Genomic DNA, 20761 nt, shown 5'->3' with positions numbered 1-20761 from the left:
TGAATGATTTACTTTTGGAGGTAATTTTCTTGGAGAAAGCAGAAAAAATAGCAAAGATGAATACTGGAAAGGATGTAAGTATGAAAAATATTGTCCTAAGGGTTGTCCTGCTAGAGTGCTCATGAATAATAGCGATAGTGGTTTTTCATCACAAGATTGTTCTCTTAGAAAGGCAGCTTTTAGTATAGTTAGTAAGATAATGTTAAATTTTTAACTAATAGTTCCCATTTCATTGACAATATTAAAAAAACAATATATTATGGTTTTGGATTAAAAATGGAATATTTTAAGCATTAGCCATCTCTTTAGAGATATTAGGGAAATCGGCGAAAGGAGCAATTATATATGAAAAACAAAAAAAGATTATATCCATTTACTGCAATAGTAGGTCAAGAAACTATGAAAAAGGCATTGATACTAAATGTTATAAATCCAAACTTAGGAGGAGTTCTCATACGAGGAGAGAAGGGAACTGCTAAATCTACTGCTGTAAGGGCTTTTGCAGAACTTCTACCTGAAAGAGATCAAGTAGAAGGATGTATTTTTGGCTGTAATCCTGATGATCTAAGTACAATGTGCGATTCTTGTTTTGAAAACCACCAAAAGGGTGAAGAATTATCAAAGAAAAAAGGAAAGATGAAGGTTATTGACTTACCAGTAAGTGCAACCGAAGATAGGGTTGTTGGAACTCTTGATATAGAACATGCAATAAAAATGGGAGAAAAGAAATTTGAACCAGGTATATTAGCTATGGCAAATAGAAATATTCTCTATGTTGATGAGGTAAATCTTTTGGATGATCACGTAGTTGATGTTCTTCTAGACTCTGCTGCAATGGGAGTAAATACTATCGAAAGAGAAGGAATCTCCTACACTCATCCAGCAAGATTTATATTAGTTGGTACTATGAACCCAGAAGAGGGAGACTTAAGACCACAGCTTTTAGATAGATTTGGAATGGTAGTAGATGTAGTAGGAGAAAGAGATGTAGAAAGTAGAGTAGAAGTAATAAAGAGAAGATTAGAATATGAAGAAGATAGTGAAGAATTTGCACTAAAATGGGAAGAAGAGCAAAGCAAACTAAGAGATAAGATGCTTAATGCAATGAAAATGTTAAAAGATGTAAAATGTAATGATGATATGTACAAAACTGCAGCAAAGATTAGTATTGAACTTGGAGTTGATGGCCATAGGGCAGATATAAGTATGATAAAAACTGCTAAAACTATAGCAGCTTTTGATGGGAAACTGGAAGTAGAAAGTGAACACATGGTGGAAGCAGCGTCCCTCGTACTTCCTCATAGAATGAGAAGAAGACCTTTTGAAGAAGGAGTAATGGAATTTTCAAAAGTTGAAGAATTAATTAGGGGCGATGGAGATGAAAAGTAGATATGTCTATCCATTTTCAGCGATAGTTGGACAAGACAAACTAAAAAAAGCATTACTTATAAATATTGTCAATCCCCTTGTTGGTGGTGTTCTCATAAGTGGAGAAAAGGGAACGGGAAAATCTACTTTAGTGAGAGGACTAGGCAACTTAATACATGATATGGAAGTCGTTGAACTCCCTTTAAATGTCACAGAAGACAGGCTTGTTGGCGCTATAGACATAGAAAAAGCTGTATTAGAAGGGAAAAAAGTTGTTAACAACAGTATACTCATGAAGGCTAATGGAAATATACTATATGTCGATGAAGTAAATTTATTAAGTGAAAGCATTATAAATGCTCTCTTAGAAGTATCTCAATCAGGTATAAGTCGTGTTGAAAGAGAAGGAATCTCTTTTACACATGAATGTTCTTTTGTATTAGTAGGTACTATGAATCCTGAAGAAGGAGGACTTAGGCCTCAACTACTAGATAGATTTGGCTTATATGTAGATGTAATAGGAAGTGAAGATTTAGATGAGAGAGTAAAGATTATAAAGAGAAGAATAGAGTATGAAAATGATCCATTATTATTTATTAACGAATGGAAAGAAAAAGATAAGAAGATATGGGATAAAATTAAAAGTGCAAGAGAATTCATATCAAATGTTAAAGTATCAGAAGATATAATGAAATTAGCTTCAGAAATATCTATAAAATCAAATTGCAGTGGACATAGGGCAGAAATTGTAATGGTAGAAGCAGCTAAGGCAATTGCAGTATTAGATGGTAGAAAAAACATCACTATTGGAGATTTGAAAGAAGCTTCAGAATTAGCTCTTCCCCACAGGATGAGAGACAATCCTCCAAATGTTTCAGAAGCTCCTGAAGAAGAACCTCAAGATGAAAATGAAAATGATGAGGAAAATAAAGAACAAAAACAAAATAACAATGAGGATTTAGAAAATAATGAAACTCCATTAGAGGAACAACAAGAGGAAGAATCTCAAGATGACAATGATGACATAGAAGATGATGAAGACGATATTGATAATGATAATAATGAAGACAGCAATGATGTAAATAATTCTCAAAGTTCTGATGAAGAAACTGTAGATACAATTGGAGATATATTCAAAGTGAAAGATTTGGATATAAAACCTCTAGATAGAAAGAAAAGAAAAGGTAGTGGTAGAAGAAGCATAGTAAAAACAGGAGAACTTCAAGGCAGATATGTACGATATACATTTCCTAAAGGAAAACCTAAGGATATAGCTTTTGATGCAACTTTAAGAGCTGCAGCTCCTTATCAAAGATTTAGAGACAAAAATGGTCTAGCATTAGCAATAAGAGATTATGATGTAAGAGAAAAAGTAAGAGAGAAGCGAACTGGAAGTACTATTTTGTTTGTAGTAGATGCTAGTGGTTCTATGGGAGTACAAAAGAGAATGGAAGCTGTAAAAGGAGCTATAATGTCACTTCTAACAGATGCATATCAAAAGAGGGACAGTGTAGGAATGATTGCCTTTAGAAGGGAAGAGGCAGAGCTTATCCTTGGAGTAACTAGAAGTGTTGATTTAGCTCACAAAAAGCTAGAGGAACTACCAACAGGCGGAAAAACTCCTTTGACATTGGGACTATATAGAGGCTATGAGATATTGAAAGGAGCAATGAAAAAAGATCCTGATATTATACCTGTTTTGGTATTGGTTTCAGATGGAAGGGGAAATGTATCCTTAGAAGGTGGAGATCCTTTAGAAGAAGCACTAGAAGTAGCAGATAAAATTGCTAAAGAAGGAATTCAAAGCATAGTTTTAGACACGGAACAAGATTTTATAAAACTCAAATTGGCAGAAGATATAGCAAAGAAAATGGATGCAAAGTACTATAAGATAGAAGAATTAAGGGCAGATGAAATACTCACTGCAGTAAATGGTGCTAGATAATTGCGACAGTGGGGCGGTTCTTTTTGTCGCATCTAATTTTAGTTATTTCTAGAAATAAAAAATCTGTTATAATAAATAAAGTAGCATTTAATGTTACTTTATTTATTTTTTTCATCAAAATTCAATAAATAAGAAGGGTTATAATGAAAAATACAAATACTAAATATAAATTCTCTCCCCCAAAGAACAAAGATAAGCTATTATCTTACATTATTAAATACCATAAACAATTTCTAATCACTGCTGTATCAGGTATATTTTTCAACTCAGCAATTGTACTAGGCCCTATTTTTCAAGGGAAATTATTAGATGCAGTTGTTAATTCAGCTAATATGAAAGGGATTGTAAAGGCGGGATTAGAGTTTATCGGAGTTACTTTGGCTTTTCAGATAGGGAGATTTTTCAAGCGGTTTTACGTTAGAGATATGGCAAATCGTATGAGTGGTGATATGCGTATTGGGATAATGGAATCTATATTAGCCATGGATTTAAACACTGTGGAAAAGCAAAAAATAGGAGATATGATGTCTACTACCATTGGAGATGTAGATATTGTAGTAGAAGCAGTTAGAAAAACCATAACTGAGTTATGGGATACTTGGGTTCTCATGATAGCATATTGGATGACACTTATGTATTATGACTCTAAAATTACATTAATATCTACTATTCCCATTCCGTTAGTTATTATATTGACCCAGTTAATGAAAAATAAGGTTCACTCAAAATCTAAAGCTGCTAGAAAAGCTACTTCAAAATCAACAATTCAAATTAGAAGAATGATTTCAGAGGTAAATATATTAAGACTATATGGGCGAGAAGAGGCTGAAATAGAAAGATTAGGAGAAAGATTAGAAGATCAGGCCAACAAAAATGTCAAGGTGACAATTTTTAAAAATGGATTAGCACCAATATATTCAGCTTTGGCTAGTCTTGGAATCGTTGTGGTCATATTCTTAGGGGGAAACAAGGTAATTGAAGGCAATTGGACTATAGGTACATTTACAGCCTATATAACCATGTTTCTAGCATTAGCAGTTAGAACAACCACTGCAGCAAAGGTATTTAATATTCAACAGGGTGCTAAAGCATCTTGGGATAGAGTATTAGGGTTAATAAATAATGAAAGCCAAGTTAAATATAAAAAAGAAGATAGCCTTAAACCACAAGAGATATCCATAAAAAATCTTTCTTTTAAATATCCAACCAGTGATGAATACGCAATAAAAGATATTTCATTTAAAGTTTCATCTGGAATGATAATTGGTGTAACTGGTTCTGTGGGTTCAGGGAAAAGTGCCTTAGCTCTTGCACTAACTGGGCTCTACGATTATGATGGGAGTATTTTTCTTGACAATGTAGAACTAAAAGATATTGATTATGAGCAAAAATTGGCTACTACAACATACATGGGACACGATTCCTTCCTTTTTTCAGATAGTCTAAAAAACAATATTACTTGGAATGATGACAATACTGAAAAATTAGGAAAGGTATTAAATATTGCCTCATTAGAACAGGATATTGCTTCTTTTGAAAATGGTATTAATACTCAAGTTGGAGAAAAAGGCACAAAAGTATCTGGAGGTCAAAAGCAAAGAATAGCACTAGCGAGAGCATTATATAAGGATGCTAATATATTAATACTTGATGATCCTTTTTCAGCTGTAGACATAAATACAGAAGCTAAAATCATAAAGAAATTAAGAGAAAACAGAGAAGAACGAACAATATTTATATTTTCCCACAGACTTGATGCATTTAAGTATATGGACATGGTTCTAGTCCTTGATAAAGGCAAAATTGTCCAAAGAGGAACTCACAATGAATTAATAAATACAGATGGTATATATAGTAAGATCATAGATTCACAACAATTTTTGGGAGGTGGAGTAATTGAAAAACAAAATAGTATCTAATGCAATAAAGACAACTAGCAATAATAAATTAAAATACATTATATTTTTAATCATTGCTATTATTGCTGGTATCTTAATGCAACTAGCTCCACCTCAAATTTTAAAAAAGATTATTGATAACAATATTGCAAAAGGGGTTTATGATGGGCTATGGAAATTGTCTTCCTTTTATCTCTTATCTGTAATATTAGGTGGTATTGCTGATTTTACACGTGAATACATGATGGCAATTATTGGCCAAGATATAATATTAAATATTAGGCTCAATATGGGCAAAAAACTATCAAAACTACCAATATCATATTTTTCAAATAAACCAGTTGGTGAAATAATGAGCCAATTTACTTCAGATGTAGATGCTGTAGGTACAGTTTTTACAAGTGGTCTAATAGGAATGATATCTGATGGATTAAAAGCAATTGGTATTATGGTATCCATATTTATTTTAAGCCCCAAATTAGCACTATATATGTTAATTTTAATACCTATAATATATCTTATTGCTAAATTTTTCAAATCCAATACATTCAAATCTCAAATGGAAGCAAGAAAAGCAGTTGGACATATTAATGCTTATGTTCAGGAAGTTTTCAATGGAATAAGGACAATTAAGATATTTGGAATGGAAAATCAATCTATATCGGATTTTCATAAACCTCTAAATCAAAATCTTGAAGCTGTTCACAAAACTAGTACATTAGATTCTATATTTCCTTGTTTGATGCAAATATTAAGGGCAGTTATAATAACTATTACTGTTGTTATAGCAGCGCCAAATGGATTAGGAACATTAGGTATAAGTATTGGTTCAGTTGCAGCAGGAGTTGATTTAATATCTAGAATGCTTGCGCCTATTGAAGCTATAGCAGTAGAGTTTCAAACAATACAAGAAGCTTTATCAGGTCTAGAAAGGATAAACGATTTTGATAAAGAGGAAGAGGAATGTAAGAAGGAATTGATTTTAGAAAGAGAAATTCCCAAAAAACTTTCAATATCCGTAAAAAATATATCCTTTGCCTATGATAATGAAAAAAATATTGTTGATAATATTACCTTTGATATAGAACCAGGGACTAAGGTGGCTCTAGTAGGAAGAACAGGTGCTGGGAAAAGTACTATTTTAAATATTGTAGCAGGATTATATAAGCCAAATCAAGGTAGCATAAAGATAGGAGAATTTGATCCATTTGAAATACCAGCAAATATTAGAAGAAGAATTATAGGGATTGTACCTCAATCTTTTCCCATATATGATGGGACAATTAAAGAAGCAATCACCTTATACGATGAGGATATTACAGAAGAACAAGTAATAAAAGTAGCCAAAATAGTTGGACTACATGAAGATATTATCAGGCTACCAAAGGGATATAATACATTCATAGGAGAAGGAGAAATGAAACTTTCTTATGGTCAATATCAATTATTATCCTTAGCAACTGCATTGGTAAATAATCCTCCAATACTACTTCTTGATGAAGTAAGCTCTGGATTAGACTCTGTAACTGAGGCAAAGATCTTTAAAGCATTAAAAGAAATATCTAAAGATAGAACCATCCTAACAATAAGCCATAGAATATCTGGGATTATAGATGCAGATAAAGTTATCATGTTGGAAAGAGGGAAAATAGTAGAAACTGGCACACCAACAGAGTTGGCAGGAAAAGATGGATGGTATGCTAAATACAGTCAAATAGAGAAACTAGGATGGAATATTGGTGCCAGATGTTAACTTGTGTGTTAACTTGGAAAAAGCGATGCGACAAAAAGAACCGTCCCTTCTGTAGCGAAATTTGTTTTGACATTGCTAGTGAAATATGATAATATTTATAGCGGAAATGAAAGCCATGAAGGCTTTAGAAACCCATGAAGGGATACCGTGATGACGGGTCTATTCATGGGTTATTTTTTTGATTGAAAGGAGTATGAAAATGAATAAAACATTATGGGAAAAATCAGTAGAGTTCCATGGACATGAATGCCCAGGACTTGCTACAGGATATAAAGCTTGTGAAGCAGCAATGGAAAAAATGGGTTTCACATTTTCTAAAGATGAAGAAATTGTATGTGTTACTGAAAATGATGCTTGTGGAGTAGATGCAGTACAAGTTATTACAGGTTGTACATTTGGGAAAGGAAATCTTATTTATAGACCTACAGGAAAGATGGCTTTTAGCTTCTTCAAGCGTGCAAACGGTGAAAAAATCAGAATGATTGTAAAGCCATTTAAAGGAGAAATGGATCGTAAAGAACGACAGGAATACATATTAAATGCCCCAGTTGATGAAATCTTTGATTTTAGTGAACCAAAATTCGAATTACCAGAAAAGGCAAGGATATTTAATTCTATTGTTTGCGAAAATTGTGGAGAAAGTGCACCAGAACACAAAATTAGAATCAGTGAAGGCAAAAAAGTATGTCTTGATTGTTTTGAAGATTACTCTAGAGGTTGGTAATTTTTTAAAACACTTTAATAAATAGATACCTTCTTTTAAGAACATAATATATAATAGTTCTTAGGAAGGTGAATAATATGAAAAACAAATATTTAAATTTAAAAAAAGAAATATCAAAACTTGTAGAAGAAGGGATTTGTATTGCCTTTTCAGGTGGAGTAGATAGTAGCTTAATATTAAAGGTAGCTTGTGAGGCTGCAAAAGAGCAAAACAAAAATGTATATGCAGTAACTTTTGATACAAAGCTACATCCCTTATCAGATATCACTATTTCAAAGGAAGTAGCAAAGAGCATGGGAGCAATTCATAATATAATCCAAGTTGACGAATTTGAAAATGAAGAATTTCTTATGAATCCCATTGACAGATGTTATCAATGTAAGAGATATTTGTTCACACAATTACTAGAATTTGCAAAGAAAAACAATCTCAAACATATTGTTGATGGTACTAATGCAGATGATTTAAATGTATATAGACCAGGGCTTAGAGCTTTAAGTGAAATTGGAGTAATAAGTCCATTGGCAAAATTGGGTATAACTAAAGAAGAAGTTAGAGAAATGGCAAAAGAATTAAATATTTCTGTAGCAACGAGACCATCAACTCCCTGTTTGGCTACAAGATTACCCTACAATACAAAGATAACTAGTGAATTACTAGAAAAAATTGAAAAAGCAGAAGAATATATAAAATCATTAGGCTTTGAAGTTATTAGAGTTAGGGTACATGGAGATATAGTGAGGATTGAAGTAAACAAAGAAGAATTTTCAAAGTTCTTAGAGAAAAAAGATTTAGTTATCAATTATCTAAAAGACTTAGGATTTATTTATATAACATTAGATTTGGAGGGATTTCGTTCTGGAAGTATGGATATCCAAAAATAGAATATTTCATTTGCTTTATTGTCTATTAATGCTGTAATATTATATAAAGGATTATTAATTAAAAGATTGGAGGCATTAATATGAGTAAAACAATAACAGTAGCTGTAGTAGATGGCCAAGGTGGCGGGATTGGCAGTATAATCATTGAAAGATTAAAATCTCAAGTACCAAATATAAAAATTCAAGCATTAGGGACCAATTCTAGCGCTACTAAAAATATGTTAAAAGCTGGAGCTGACGAAGCTGCAACAGGTGAAAATGCAATTGTTTATAATGTGAAAGATGCGGATATAATAATGGGTGTTGTAGCAATACTGATGCCAGATTCCATGATGGGAGAGTTGTCGCCTAAAATGGCTGAGGCTATTGGTTCTAGCCATGCAATGAAAATTTTAATACCACTCACAAGGTGTAATATTAGAGTTGCATTGCCTGGAGAATATAATTTACAAGAATGTGTAGATTATGGCGTAGAACTAGTAAATGACTATATAAATAATTTAGAATAAAGCGAGGAGTATAAAAATGGATATTCATGAATTATTATTTAAAGTAAAAAATGACGAAATTTCTATAGAAGATGCTAAGGAAGAATTAAAGAAGCTACCTTATGAGGATTTAGGATTTGCAAAATTAGATCACCATAGAAAATTACGTTCGGGTTTTGGAGAAGTTATATATTGTAGTGGAAAATCAGATGATCACTTAATAAAAATATTCCAAAACTTCAACGAAAAAGGTATTGATGTATTAGGCACTAGAGCTAGCAAAGAACAATACTTAAAAGTACAAAAAGCGATTCCAGAAGCGGAATATGATGAATTATCTCGTATTATTAAAATAGTAAAATCAAATACAGAAAAAATTGGATGTATTGCTATATGTACAGGAGGAACATCAGATATACCAATAGCTGAAGAGGCAGCCCAAACAGCTGAATTCTTCGGTAGCAATGTTATTAGAATATATGACGTTGGTGTAGCTGGAATACATAGATTATTGTCTAAAATGGATGAAGTTAGAAAAGCTAACTGTGTTGTAGCAGTGGCAGGAATGGAAGGGGCATTACCAGGGGTTATTGCGGGAATGATTGATAAACCAGTGATTGCTGTGCCAACTTCTATTGGATATGGTGCTAACTTCCAAGGATTATCATCATTATTAACGATGCTTAATTCATGTGCAGAAGGAATTTCAGTGGTAAACATTGACAATGGATTTGGTGCTGGTTATATAAGTACTCAAATAAATAGACTGGCGGTGAAAGGAAATGTATAAAAAAACACTATATTTAGAATGTTTCTCAGGCATAAGCGGAGATATGACAGTGGCGTCATTACTTGACTTAGGTGCAGATGAAAAAATATTAAGACAAGCATTAGATAGTTTAAAAGTTGATGAATATGATATTAAAATAGGAAGAACTCAAAAATGTGGTATAGATGCCTGTGACTTTGATGTTATATTACACCAAGATGAACATCATCACCATCACCACGATCACTCTCATGATCATGAACATGATCATGACCACCACCATCACCATTCTCATGAACATCATAGTCACGAACATGATCACGAGCATCATCATGACCATGTTCATAGAAATGTTTATGACATATATAAAATTATCGAGGAATCAGAAATTTCCCATAGAGCAAAAGAAATTTCAAAAAATATATTTGATATTGTAGCAAAAGCTGAGTCTAAAGCTCATGGAATAGATATCGAAAAGGTTCATTTTCATGAAGTAGGAGCAGTTGACTCTATTGTTGACATTGTAGCAACAGCAGTATGTATTGACAATTTAAATATTGATGAAGTTGTTGTTTCTAAACTATATGAAGGAAGTGGCCATGTAAGATGTCAACATGGAATAATTCCAGTTCCAGTACCAGCTGTTACAAATATAGTTATTGACAATTCACTACCAATTAAAATTACAGATGCAAAAGGAGAAATGATAACACCTACAGGCGCAGCTATAGCAGCAGCACTTAAGACAAGAGATAGTTTGCCAGAAAACTATAAAATCAGAAAAGTAGGAATAGGAGCAGGTAAAAAAGATTTTGAAAGAGCAAATATACTAAGAGCATTTATCATAGAAGAAGTACATCCAAATGCTGATAATGATGAGATTTGGGTATTAGAGACCAACTTAGATGATTGTACAGGAGAAAATCTTGGATTTACAATGGAAAAGCTTATAGAAGGTGGAGCAAGGGATGTTTTTTATACACCTATTTTCATGAAAAAAAACAGACCCGCTTACAAATTAAGCATACTGTGTGAAGAAGATAAGATTAAATCCATGGAATCCATAATATTTAAAAACACTACTTCCATAGGAATAAGAAAATACAGAACTAATCGTACAATATTAAAACGAGAAACAATCAATGCTAATACAAAGTATGGTGAAGTTAATGTTAAAGTTTGCTACTTTGAAAATGATAAATACTATTATCCAGAATACGAAGATGTAAAAAATATATGTGATAAATTAGGTTTAAGTTTTAAGATTGTTTATGATGAAATAAAGATAAGCTTAAAATAATGCTTTCTAAAATAGGATTAAAAAAGGCTTCTTAATAATTTTTATATTGAAGCCTTTTTTTAAGAGTCATATGAATACCTTTAGTCTTTACCCTTGATGAATTCAGACACTTAATGTACAATTATAATGGGAGGTTTTCTGAGTTTTTGTTTAAAATTAAGGGTCAATCAATTAACAAACTAAAAGACAAGGAGAGTGATTCTTTTGAACGCACAAAGATTTAATGAAAAGAGTATACAAGTTATGCAAGAGGCCCAAAACATAGCTATAAGAAAAGGAAATGTTGAATTAACAGAATTACATATTCATATGGCTCTAATACAACAAAAAAACTCAATAGTTGTAGACATATTAAGAGATATGGGCATAGATTTATTTGCCTATAAAAAAGATCTAGAAGAAGCCATAAGTAAATTAAGGAGTCAAGACGCTTTGACAAAGTTATACTACAACAGAACTTGTCAAAAAATACTGCTTGTAGCTGAAGAATTGTCAAGGCAAATGTATGATTCACATATTCACATAGAGCATATGTACCTAGCTATCTTAAAGGAGAATAAAATAACAAGTCAAAGTATTTTTGAAAAATACAATATTGAATATGAAAACTTCAAAGAAAAGGTCATAGAATATAGATCAACCATTGGAATTAAAGCAAATCAACCTGAAGGAATGGCTAAAGTATTAGAAAAATATGGTCGTGATCTTACATATGAAGCAAGACAAGGGGAGCTTGACCCTGTTATAGGTAGAGATGAAGAAATAAACAGGATGATAAGGATACTATCAAGACGAACTAAAAATAATCCTGTAATAATAGGAGATCCTGGTGTTGGAAAGACAGCAATTGTAGAAGGATTAGCTCAGAGAATAGTAAAACAAGATGTTCCAGAATCCCTTAGAGACAGGACTATATATGCACTAGATATGGGATCTCTAATAGCGGGAGCAAAGTTTAGAGGTGAATTTGAAGAGAGATTAAAAGAAGTACTAAAAATAATAGAATCTTCAAATGGTCAAATAATCATGTTTATTGATGAACTGCATACAGTTGTTGGAGCAGGCAATGGAGCAGGAGGACTAGATACTTCTAATATGTTAAAACCAATGCTTGCTAGAGGCGAAATATTGACAATTGGTGCTACAACTTATGATGAATACAGAGAATATATAGAAAAAGATGGAGCATTGGATAGGAGATTCCAAAAGATAGTAGTTACGCAACCTACTGTTGAGGAAACTATTTCAATCTTAAGAGGAATAAAGGCAAAATATGAAATGCATCATGGTATAAGAGTTTCAGACAATGCTGTAATAGCGTGTGCTGTATTGTCAGATAGATATATTACAGATAGATATTTGCCAGATAAGGCTATAGACTTAATGGATGAAGCTTCTTCAATGGTACGAACAAGTATTGATGCCTTACCAGATGAACTAGATGAAATGCAAAGAAAAATTCTACAACTAGAAATGGAAAAGGTATCCATTAGAGAAGAAGATGATGAAATTTCAAAATTAAGATGCAAAGAAATAGAGCAAAAGATAAAACAGTTAAATGAAACTTATGAAGTTGAATATGAAAAATGGACTGAAGACAAAAAAATAGTAGATAGAACGAAAGAACTAAAACAACAAATAGATGAAGTAAAAAGACAAATAGATGAAGCAACAAGAAACAATGATTTTGAAAAAGTATCTGAGTTAAAATATATAAAACTTCAAAAATTAGAAAGTGAAGAACTTGAACTTAAAAACATCAAGCATACTTATGACATCAAAGAAGAAGTAACTGAAGATGAGATAGCAGAGGTAGTATCAAAATGGACTGGTATACCAATTAGTAAACTTACAGAAACTGAAAAGGAAAAGTTACTAAACTTAGATAAAGTTCTTCATAAGAAAATAATAGGCCAAGAAGAAGCTGTAAGCGCAGTTACTGATGCAATAATAAGGGCAAGATCTGGGGTAATAAAGCTAGATAAACCAGTTGGTTCATTTATGTTCCTAGGGCCAACAGGTGTTGGTAAGACTGAGCTAGCAAAAGTTCTCACAGAGACAATGTTTGATGATGAAAGTAATCTTGTAAGATTAGACATGAGTGAGTACATGGAAAAACACTCAGTATCTAGACTACTTGGAGCACCTCCAGGATATGTGGGCTATGATCAAGGTGGGCAACTAACAGAAGCAGTTAGGAGACAGCCATATTCTGTAGTACTTTTTGATGAAATTGAAAAAGCTAATCAAGATGTATTCAATATATTATTGCAAGTATTAGACGAAGGTAGACTTACTGACAATAGGGGAAGAACCATTGACTTTAAAAATACCATCATCATAATGACATCAAATATTGGTTCTATAGATATAATCAATGGAATGGATTCTGAAGAGGGAATAAGTGAGGAATCTAGAAAAGCAGTTATGAAACAAGTAAGAGAACTATTCAAACCTGAGTTTTTAAATAGACTTGATGATATTGTATTGTTTAAACCATTAAGCAAATCAGATGTAGCAAAGATAATAGATCTTAGTCTAGAACAAATAAACAAAGACCTAAGTGATAGGAGAATATCCATATCTCTAACTGATAATGCAGTTGATTATATAATAGACAAAGCTTATTCAATTCATTATGGAGCAAGGTCAATAAATAGATTTATCGAAAAAGAAATAGTTACAGAAATAGGTAGAATGATTTTACGAGATGAGATAGATTTTAAGGATAAGGTTCTAATAGATAGTATTGATGGTGAGTTGGTATTCAATGTAGAGGAATAAAAATAGAGCCATTAGAATTTTCTAATGGCTCTATTAAATATGCTTCTAAGCTAATGCTCTTCCGATATTCTTTATAAAGTCTTGAGTATTTGTAACTACTGATTTAGCAGTTAAAGTACCTCTATCGGATAATTTATTTACAGCAAATTCTTGGATATCTACTGTGTACATGTAAACAGGACGTATAACTCCGTCAAATTCGTTATATGAAGGTGTCATATTTCCAGTAGCTATAGTAAATAGTATTGCAGATACCATAACTACAGTTGAAGTCTTACGAATGTGTTTACGCATAGCATTTTGAGCGTCATATACATTGTCAAATGTTTCAGGTAGACCAAATCTATCTCTGATAGTACCACCAATAATAACAGGTACATCACATTCAACACATGCCTTCATAATTCCGTCCTTAGGTTTTCCTGATTTAACAAATTCTTTCATGGAACCTGCTTCTCTTACCATGTTTATAGTTTCAAAGTAGTTTCCAAGAGTAGTAGACTCTCTTTCGAAAGTTTCTTGGCCCCAAGTAGTACCAAATGTAGCACATTCTAAGTCAAATGCAGCAAAAGATGTACCACATATGATAGCATCAACATAGCCTTCTCTAACAAGTCTTGCCATAGCATCTCTTGAGCCTTCATCTAGAGTTATTGCTGTTCCTATAACCCAAGTTACATATCCATTATGTTCTTTTTCATGTCTAAGAATGTCATAAAGTTGGTCATAGTCCATAGAGAAAGCAGTTTCTCTTGATCTACCACTACGGAATGCAAAAGTGTCAGAGTTTCCTTCTTCAGTTAGGAATCCTTGAGTATACATATAGATACCTTCGCTTCCGTCTTCTGTTCTTCCTACAACTACTTTGTCACCAACTCTTAGATTTCTAAATTCAACTATATCTACAGCTTCTTTTCCTGGTTCATCAATAGCTACACAAACTGTATCCATTCTACTTTCAGTAGCTAATACCCATTTCCCATTAATCTTGAAGTATTCTGGGAAAACAGAAAGTGCGTGATAATTTGCAGGAGATACTCCGTCTTTTACTACTTCCACTAATTTAGCATTAGGTGCATTAACGAAGAATTCCTGACTAAAATCTGGCGGTGTAAACTTTGGTATTTCTAATGTCATATTATTCCTCCTACTTAATTTTTAATTCACTTGCAGATTTTGATTCTTCTTTCGCAGTGTTTTTTTCAACATATTCATGAACATTCACTTCAACTGGTTCTGCTTGTAGCTCACCAACTGGTTTTAGAAGTGATTTTTGAACATTTACTACAAAGTCTTGTACGTTTGTAACAAGAGTTTTAACTCCAATATATTCTCTAGCTTGAGCAACTTTATTTACTACGTTTTCAGTTACGTCTATTGAATACATAAATACAGGTGTAACGGTACCATCTTCTCTGATTCTATAGCTTGAAGCTAGTTCAGCAGTAGATACAGAGTGAAGCATAGTTGCTAAGCAAATAATAAGAGTAGCCTTGTCAGTTTGCTCTTTTATTGCTCTTAGTGCTTCTGACATATTACCATATACTTCTGGTAGAGGACCGTCGTCTCTAACAGAACCTGCTAATACAAAAGGTATGTCTAATCTATTTAGTGTTTTTATGAAACCATCTTTTACATTACCATCAGCAATAAATTTATCGATTGATCCAGTTCTTCTAACTTCATTCAATAAATCTAAGTGATTGTAATGTCCCATTGGTACAGAAACTTGTGTATATATGTTTTGACCAAGAGCGGTATCTAGGTAACCACCTTCTAAGTCATGAGTTGCCATAGCATTTCCTGCTAATAGAGCTTGCACATATCCATTTTCAGCAAGTTCTGACAAACCAATTCTAGTGTCGTAGTCGAATACAACAGAAGGTCCTAATACCCAAACTATGTATCCACCATTTTCTTTTTCATGGCGCATAAGTTCAAATAGGTATTCGTAGTCATCAGTAAAAGATGTTTCAACTGATCTGCCAGGCATGCTAACAACAGATTCATCAAAACCTTCTTTATACACTACAACTCCATTAGTGCCATCGGTTTCTTTTCCCATAACTACTTTATCACCAACAACTAAATCATTAAGTTCTTTGATGACAATAGTATCATCAACTAATACTGCAACACAATTTTGGGAATTGTGTTCAGGTAAAATCCACTTATCTTTGTAATGATAATAAGTGGGCATATGACGTGTAAGATAAAAACCACTTGGGGCAATCCCGTCTTTTTTTACCTCTTCAACATGAATTTCATTTGCATTTGCAAATTTTTCAGAAGTAAAGTCTGGTGGTGTAAATTTTGGTAATTCAAATGTCATGTAAATCCTCCTTATTTAATTATTAAATATTGTACCATTATATATTATAACATTAATAAAAAATATTTCTAGTGATAAATGATTAAAATATCTTAAATTTCAACAAATCTATATAAAATACAACAAAAATATTAGAAAGTTGTTAAAAAAATACAATATTAATCTGTTAACTTACGTATATCCTCTGATAGAGGAATAGGAAAAAACTTTTTTTGAACAATACCAGTAACCAAAATAATGACTGCTGGAATTAATAATGTATGGGAAAAACTTATCATTTTACTCTCAAAAGTATGTAGTAAATCAAATGCAATAGCTGCTCCCATGGAGAATCCTATCCAACGTAAAGCCCAAAAAACTACTAGATTCCAATTTCCTTTGGCAATATTTATACCAATATCCGTAGCTGGACCAGTTAAATGAGTAGTACGGTTTATATCAGTTAGACTTGTGGCAGCATTTTGACTACCCATACTCATTGGAATAGTTATTGAAGCAATATTTATACCTTTATAAAAAGTACTAAAAACAGTTAATATAATAAGCACACTTGTAAAAGATAGCCCACCAATTAACCCTGTTTTTCTAGTAATCAATGTAGAAATACAAGCACCCATTATAAATGATAGTATAACCAATAAAATTATTTTGATTTCTTGCGTTTCTCCATAAAAGATGTATTTACCAAGTTTAGCAGCACGTCCTGTCATGAAAGAAGATCTTTCATCTAAAAAAAGACATACCCCAATAGTATCGATCCAGCCTGCCATCATTACAAGAATGAAACCTATAAAATTAACCGGCGTAAAAATTTTAATATTTAACTTATTTGATATTTTGTTCATAACTTATTTTAACCCCTTCTACTTTCAAGCTAAAAAACAAGGCGTAGCATTTGCTACGCCTTAATAATAATCTTTTAATATTATTTTTTAGCGCCAGGATAGAATTTTGGATTTGAGAAAAAGTCGTTTTTCAAATCTTTTACTTTTCCACTTAGCATTACTAAGCCTATCATATTTGGTAAAATTACTGCTGCTAATGTAATATCAAGTATTGCAAACATATTGTCTAATTTACCAAATGCTCCGTAAAGAATACATCCTAAACATACAAAAGTTATAACTTTACCAACTGAAAGTCCAAATAAGTTTTCAGCTTGTTTTCTACAATAGAATACCATTACTATAATAGTTGAAAGTACAAATAACAATATACAAACGGATAGTATTCCACCACCAAAAGCTTGCCCAAATTGTGATTGGAAAGCTCTAGCAACTGCTGAAGCAGCATCTTGTGCACTTACTTCTTTCCAGATTCCAGTTGTGATTACAACAAGTCCAGTCATAGTACAAATAACAATTGTATCCATGAAAACTTCAAATACTCCCCAAAGTCCTTGTCTTGCAGGATGGTCTGTACTAGCTGCAGCATGAGATATTGAAGTACTACCCATACCTGCTTCGTTTGAATACATTCCTCTTGCAGATCCCCATCTTATTGCTTGTGCAATACCTGCTCCAGCAAATCCACCAACAGCTGCTTGAGCAGTAAATGCTCCCTTAAATATCAATGAGAATGCTTCAGGTATACGACTAGCATTAGCAAATATGATTACTAAAGAAAGAATTAAATAAACTACTGCCATAAAAGGAACTAATTTTTCAGTTACTTCCCCAACACGTTGAACTCCACCAAATACTACGATTCCTACAACTACTATAACAGCAAGTGCACTAACAACAGGTGGTATATGGATAGTTGAAAGAGTTTGAGTAATTGATTGAGTTTGAACTGGTAATGAAGCTAATATTTCAACCATGAAGAAAAAGGCACACATAGTTCCTAAAACTTTTCCAGCATTGCTTTTTATACCATTTTTAAGGTAATAATAAGGTCCACCTACATATTCGCCTTCTTCATTTTTCTCTCTATATGCTACACCAAGTGTTGCTTCTGTAAATTTAGTTGCCTGACCAACAATTGCAGTAACCCACATCCAAAAGATTGCTCCAGGTCCACCCATAGCAATCGCTGCTGGTACACCAACGATATTTGCTCCACCAATAGTAGAAGCAAGTGCAGAACTTAAAGCTTGGAAAGGAGTGATAGAACCTTCACCCTTAGTATTCTTTTCAAACATTTTCCCAAGAGTTTGACTAAAAATAAATCCTAAATATCTAAATTGAAAAAATCCTAATTTAATTGTTAAAAATATTCCTCCACCTACTAGTAAAATTAACATTGGTGGTCCCCATATCCAATTGGCTATTTTAGTAATAGTCTCCATGATACATCCTCCTCTAATGTTTTAGTTTTACGATAATTGTTTTTACTCATTGATATACATTGCATTAATCATTATAATTCTATGCATTTTATCATGTTTCTAAAATAATAATAGCAATAAAAGATGAGCAGAAAATCAATGGATAACCTTTTCCGCTTCGTTAAATACCAATGATTTCGTTTACTTCTAAATAAATGTGTCTAGTGCTCCTGCTTTTTTACTTGATAATTATATTTTGCACCCCCTCTTTATAGTATTGTTTTAATAAGAAAAAAACGACAATTAAAAACAAATTAATACAAAATTTCTCATTAATTTAATTATATATATTACTTTAGCAGGAGTTGAACAAAAACTTTTGACAATTAATTTTATCATAATATTTCGTTTTTGCCCATAATTTATTATACAATATTATTTCTCTTCGTCAAGTACAAAGGCTATGTCTATGCTTTAGTATGCTTTTGTTTTAGCTAAATATTTATGTTTATATAATTTAAATAAGGCAAATCGCCCAAAAATTACCACGACATAAGATAACTTTTTTTTATATTGAAAGTAAATTAAATATAGCTTAGAATGGAATAAGTAGAAATAATATAATATAAATGTAAGGAGGCGTGGTTAGTGAAAGAAAAATTTAATTCTTCTAAAATCGTAAGACTATTATCAATACCATTACTAGCTTTTATATTGTGGTATATATTTTTACCACCAATCAATTTACATTCACTTTTGTTTTGGATATATCTAATAGTCATTTCAGTATATACCATACTTATTGCTATGACATTTGATATAAAGAATTATAAGTATTTCAAGATACCAGCAATATTAATTATTTTATTAATTATATTAAAAGTGTCTTCTGCAACAATGTTTCATTCAACAAGATATGCAAATTTAATCAAAAAAGAAAATAGTTCTTTTGAAGAAGATATAAAAGAAGCTTCATTTGAACAAGTACCTACAGTTGATAGAGATACAGCTCAAAGATTAGGTAGTAGAAAAATGGGTGAAATGCTAGAGTTAGTTTCTCAGTACAATGTATCTGACGCTTATACTCAAATCAATTACAATGACAAACCAGTAAGAGTTACTCCACTTGAATATAATGGGTTCTTAAAGTGGATAGGTAACAAAAGTGAAGGAATACCCAACTATATTATAGTAGATATGATAGATGGTAAAGTAGAATTAAAGAAAGCAAAAAACAATATAAAATATTCTAAATCGGATAAATTTTCAAGGGATATTTATAGACATCTAAGACAAAATTATCCTCTAGATATGTTCTTTGAAATTAATTTTGAAATTGATGAAGATGGAATTCCATATTGGGTGGCACCAGTATATCAAAATAAAATTGGATTTTTTGGAGGATTTGATGTAAAAGAAGTAATACTAACAAATGCAACAAATGGAGAAAGTACAAAATATGCTATACAAGATGTACCAAAATGGGTAGATAGAATTTATGATGCTGAGGAAATAATCCAGCAGCTTAACTGGAATGGCGGACTTCAATCAGGATTCTTCAACTCTCTATTTGCTCAAAAGGGTGTACTACAAACAACTGAAGGATACAACTATCTAGCTATAGATGATGATGTTTACCTATATACAGGTATGACATCTGTAGGTTCTGATGAATCTAATGTTGGTTTTGTACTTGTAAACTTGAGAACAAAATCCACTAAGTTTTATAAGATGTCATCAGCAGAAGAGTTTTCAGCTATGAGAAGTGCAGAAGGAGCAGTGCAAGAAAAAGGATATACATCAACTTTCCCAATATTATTAAATATAGGCAATAAACCAACATATTTTATGTCATTGAAAGATGAAGCAGGACTTGTAAAAATGTATGCACTAGTTGATGCTGGGAATTATCAACAAGTATCAATAGGTACTACAGTAAACAATGTTGTTAGTACTCATACGGGCAGAGATATAAGCAATATTGAGTCTGAAGAAGAAGAGCCAACAGAATTTTTAAATACAAAGGGTAAAATACTAAGTATACAATCAGTTGTCATTGAAGGTAACACTCATTATTATTTAATATTAGATAATAGTAGCAATATATTTATAGCTAATATTGGAGTATCAGAAAAGTTACCATTTATTAAAGTTGATGATGAAGTAAATATTGAATACTATGAAAAAAACAATCTAAACAGAGTAACGAAATTGGAAGTTTTAAAATGATAAAAAAACGATAGTCTA

The 20761-nt window shown here is 32.1% G+C and carries 15 protein-coding genes; 11 read left to right on the top strand and 4 right to left on the bottom strand.

The features are described 5' to 3' along the window. Positions 1-345 precede the first annotated feature (345 nt). The 10 genes from BQ9840_RS03800 (at position 346) to BQ9840_RS03755 (ending at position 13913) form a co-directional block, all read left to right on the top strand. Positions 346-1389: an ATP-binding protein gene (locus BQ9840_RS03800; RefSeq protein WP_077368247.1), complete on the top strand. Its 1044-nt coding sequence runs from the start codon at positions 346-348 to the stop codon at positions 1387-1389. Beyond that, positions 1379-3313, top strand: a complete 1935-nt coding sequence (locus BQ9840_RS03795) for a magnesium chelatase subunit D family protein (RefSeq protein WP_077368244.1) — start codon at positions 1379-1381, stop codon at positions 3311-3313. Before BQ9840_RS03800 ends, BQ9840_RS03795 begins: the two co-directional genes overlap by 11 nt. Before the next feature lie 143 nt (positions 3314-3456). Continuing rightward, complete coding sequence (locus BQ9840_RS03790) at positions 3457-5232, top strand: ABC transporter ATP-binding protein (protein ID WP_077368241.1); 1776 nt, start codon at positions 3457-3459, stop codon at positions 5230-5232. Continuing rightward, positions 5210-6964, top strand: coding sequence for an ABC transporter ATP-binding protein (locus tag BQ9840_RS03785; protein ID WP_077368238.1), 1755 nt, complete (start codon positions 5210-5212; stop codon positions 6962-6964). The genes BQ9840_RS03790 and BQ9840_RS03785 overlap by 23 nt, the downstream gene beginning before the upstream one ends. 199 nt (positions 6965-7163) lie before the next feature. Continuing rightward, positions 7164-7688, top strand: a complete 525-nt coding sequence (locus BQ9840_RS03780) for an FmdE family protein (RefSeq protein WP_077368235.1) — start codon at positions 7164-7166, stop codon at positions 7686-7688. Positions 7689-7765: 77 nt separating this feature from the next. Continuing rightward, on the top strand, positions 7766-8572 hold the full coding sequence (larE, locus tag BQ9840_RS03775) for an ATP-dependent sacrificial sulfur transferase LarE (protein ID WP_077368232.1): 807 nt from the start codon (positions 7766-7768) through the stop codon (positions 8570-8572). Between the two features lie 80 nt (positions 8573-8652). After that, entirely contained in the window at positions 8653-9081 is a 429-nt protein-coding gene (locus BQ9840_RS03770; RefSeq protein ID WP_200804863.1) for a DUF3842 family protein, read from the top strand. A 16-nt stretch (positions 9082-9097) separates the two neighbouring features. After that, on the top strand, positions 9098-9850 hold the full coding sequence (gene larB, locus BQ9840_RS03765; RefSeq protein ID WP_077368229.1) for a nickel pincer cofactor biosynthesis protein LarB: 753 nt from the start codon (positions 9098-9100) through the stop codon (positions 9848-9850). Next, the gene (gene larC / locus BQ9840_RS03760; RefSeq protein ID WP_077368226.1) at positions 9843-11129 is read left to right on the top strand and encodes a nickel pincer cofactor biosynthesis protein LarC; all 1287 of its coding nucleotides are present in this window, start codon (positions 9843-9845) and stop codon (positions 11127-11129) included. The genes larB and larC overlap by 8 nt, the downstream gene beginning before the upstream one ends. A gap of 204 nt (positions 11130-11333) precedes the next feature. Continuing rightward, entirely contained in the window at positions 11334-13913 is a 2580-nt protein-coding gene (locus BQ9840_RS03755; RefSeq protein WP_077368224.1) for an ATP-dependent Clp protease ATP-binding subunit, read from the top strand. A 45-nt stretch (positions 13914-13958) separates the two neighbouring features. On the opposite strand, the gene BQ9840_RS03750 is transcribed toward BQ9840_RS03755, so the two are convergent. From BQ9840_RS03750 to BQ9840_RS03735, 4 genes are all read right to left on the bottom strand, one after another. Further along, the gene (locus BQ9840_RS03750) at positions 13959-15050 is read right to left on the bottom strand and encodes an ornithine cyclodeaminase family domain (RefSeq protein ID WP_077368222.1); all 1092 of its coding nucleotides are present in this window, start codon (positions 15048-15050) and stop codon (positions 13959-13961) included. Between the two features lie 10 nt (positions 15051-15060). Then, positions 15061-16245 carry an ornithine cyclodeaminase family domain gene (locus BQ9840_RS03745; RefSeq protein WP_077368219.1) on the bottom strand — a complete coding sequence of 395 codons (1185 nt, stop codon included), beginning with the start codon at positions 16243-16245 and terminating at the stop codon, positions 15061-15063. Positions 16246-16403: 158 nt separating this feature from the next. Then, positions 16404-17090: a YoaK family protein gene (locus BQ9840_RS03740; RefSeq protein ID WP_077368216.1), complete on the bottom strand. Its 687-nt coding sequence runs from the start codon at positions 17088-17090 to the stop codon at positions 16404-16406. Between the two features lie 80 nt (positions 17091-17170). Continuing rightward, positions 17171-18535 carry an alanine/glycine:cation symporter family protein gene (locus BQ9840_RS03735; RefSeq protein WP_077368214.1) on the bottom strand — a complete coding sequence of 455 codons (1365 nt, stop codon included), beginning with the start codon at positions 18533-18535 and terminating at the stop codon, positions 17171-17173. Between the two features lie 627 nt (positions 18536-19162). On the opposite strand from BQ9840_RS03735, the gene BQ9840_RS03730 reads away from it, so the two are divergent. Then, positions 19163-20743: a hypothetical protein gene (locus tag BQ9840_RS03730; protein ID WP_077368211.1), complete on the top strand. Its 1581-nt coding sequence runs from the start codon at positions 19163-19165 to the stop codon at positions 20741-20743. Positions 20744-20761 lie beyond the last annotated feature (18 nt).

Origin of the sequence: Anaerosalibacter sp. Marseille-P3206 (assembly GCF_900155565.1) — a bacterium.
Classification (GTDB): Bacteria; Bacillota; Clostridia; order Tissierellales; family Sporanaerobacteraceae; genus FUHM01.
Note: the sequence above shows the minus strand (reverse complement) of the source record. Positions and strands in the feature narration are given on the sequence as shown.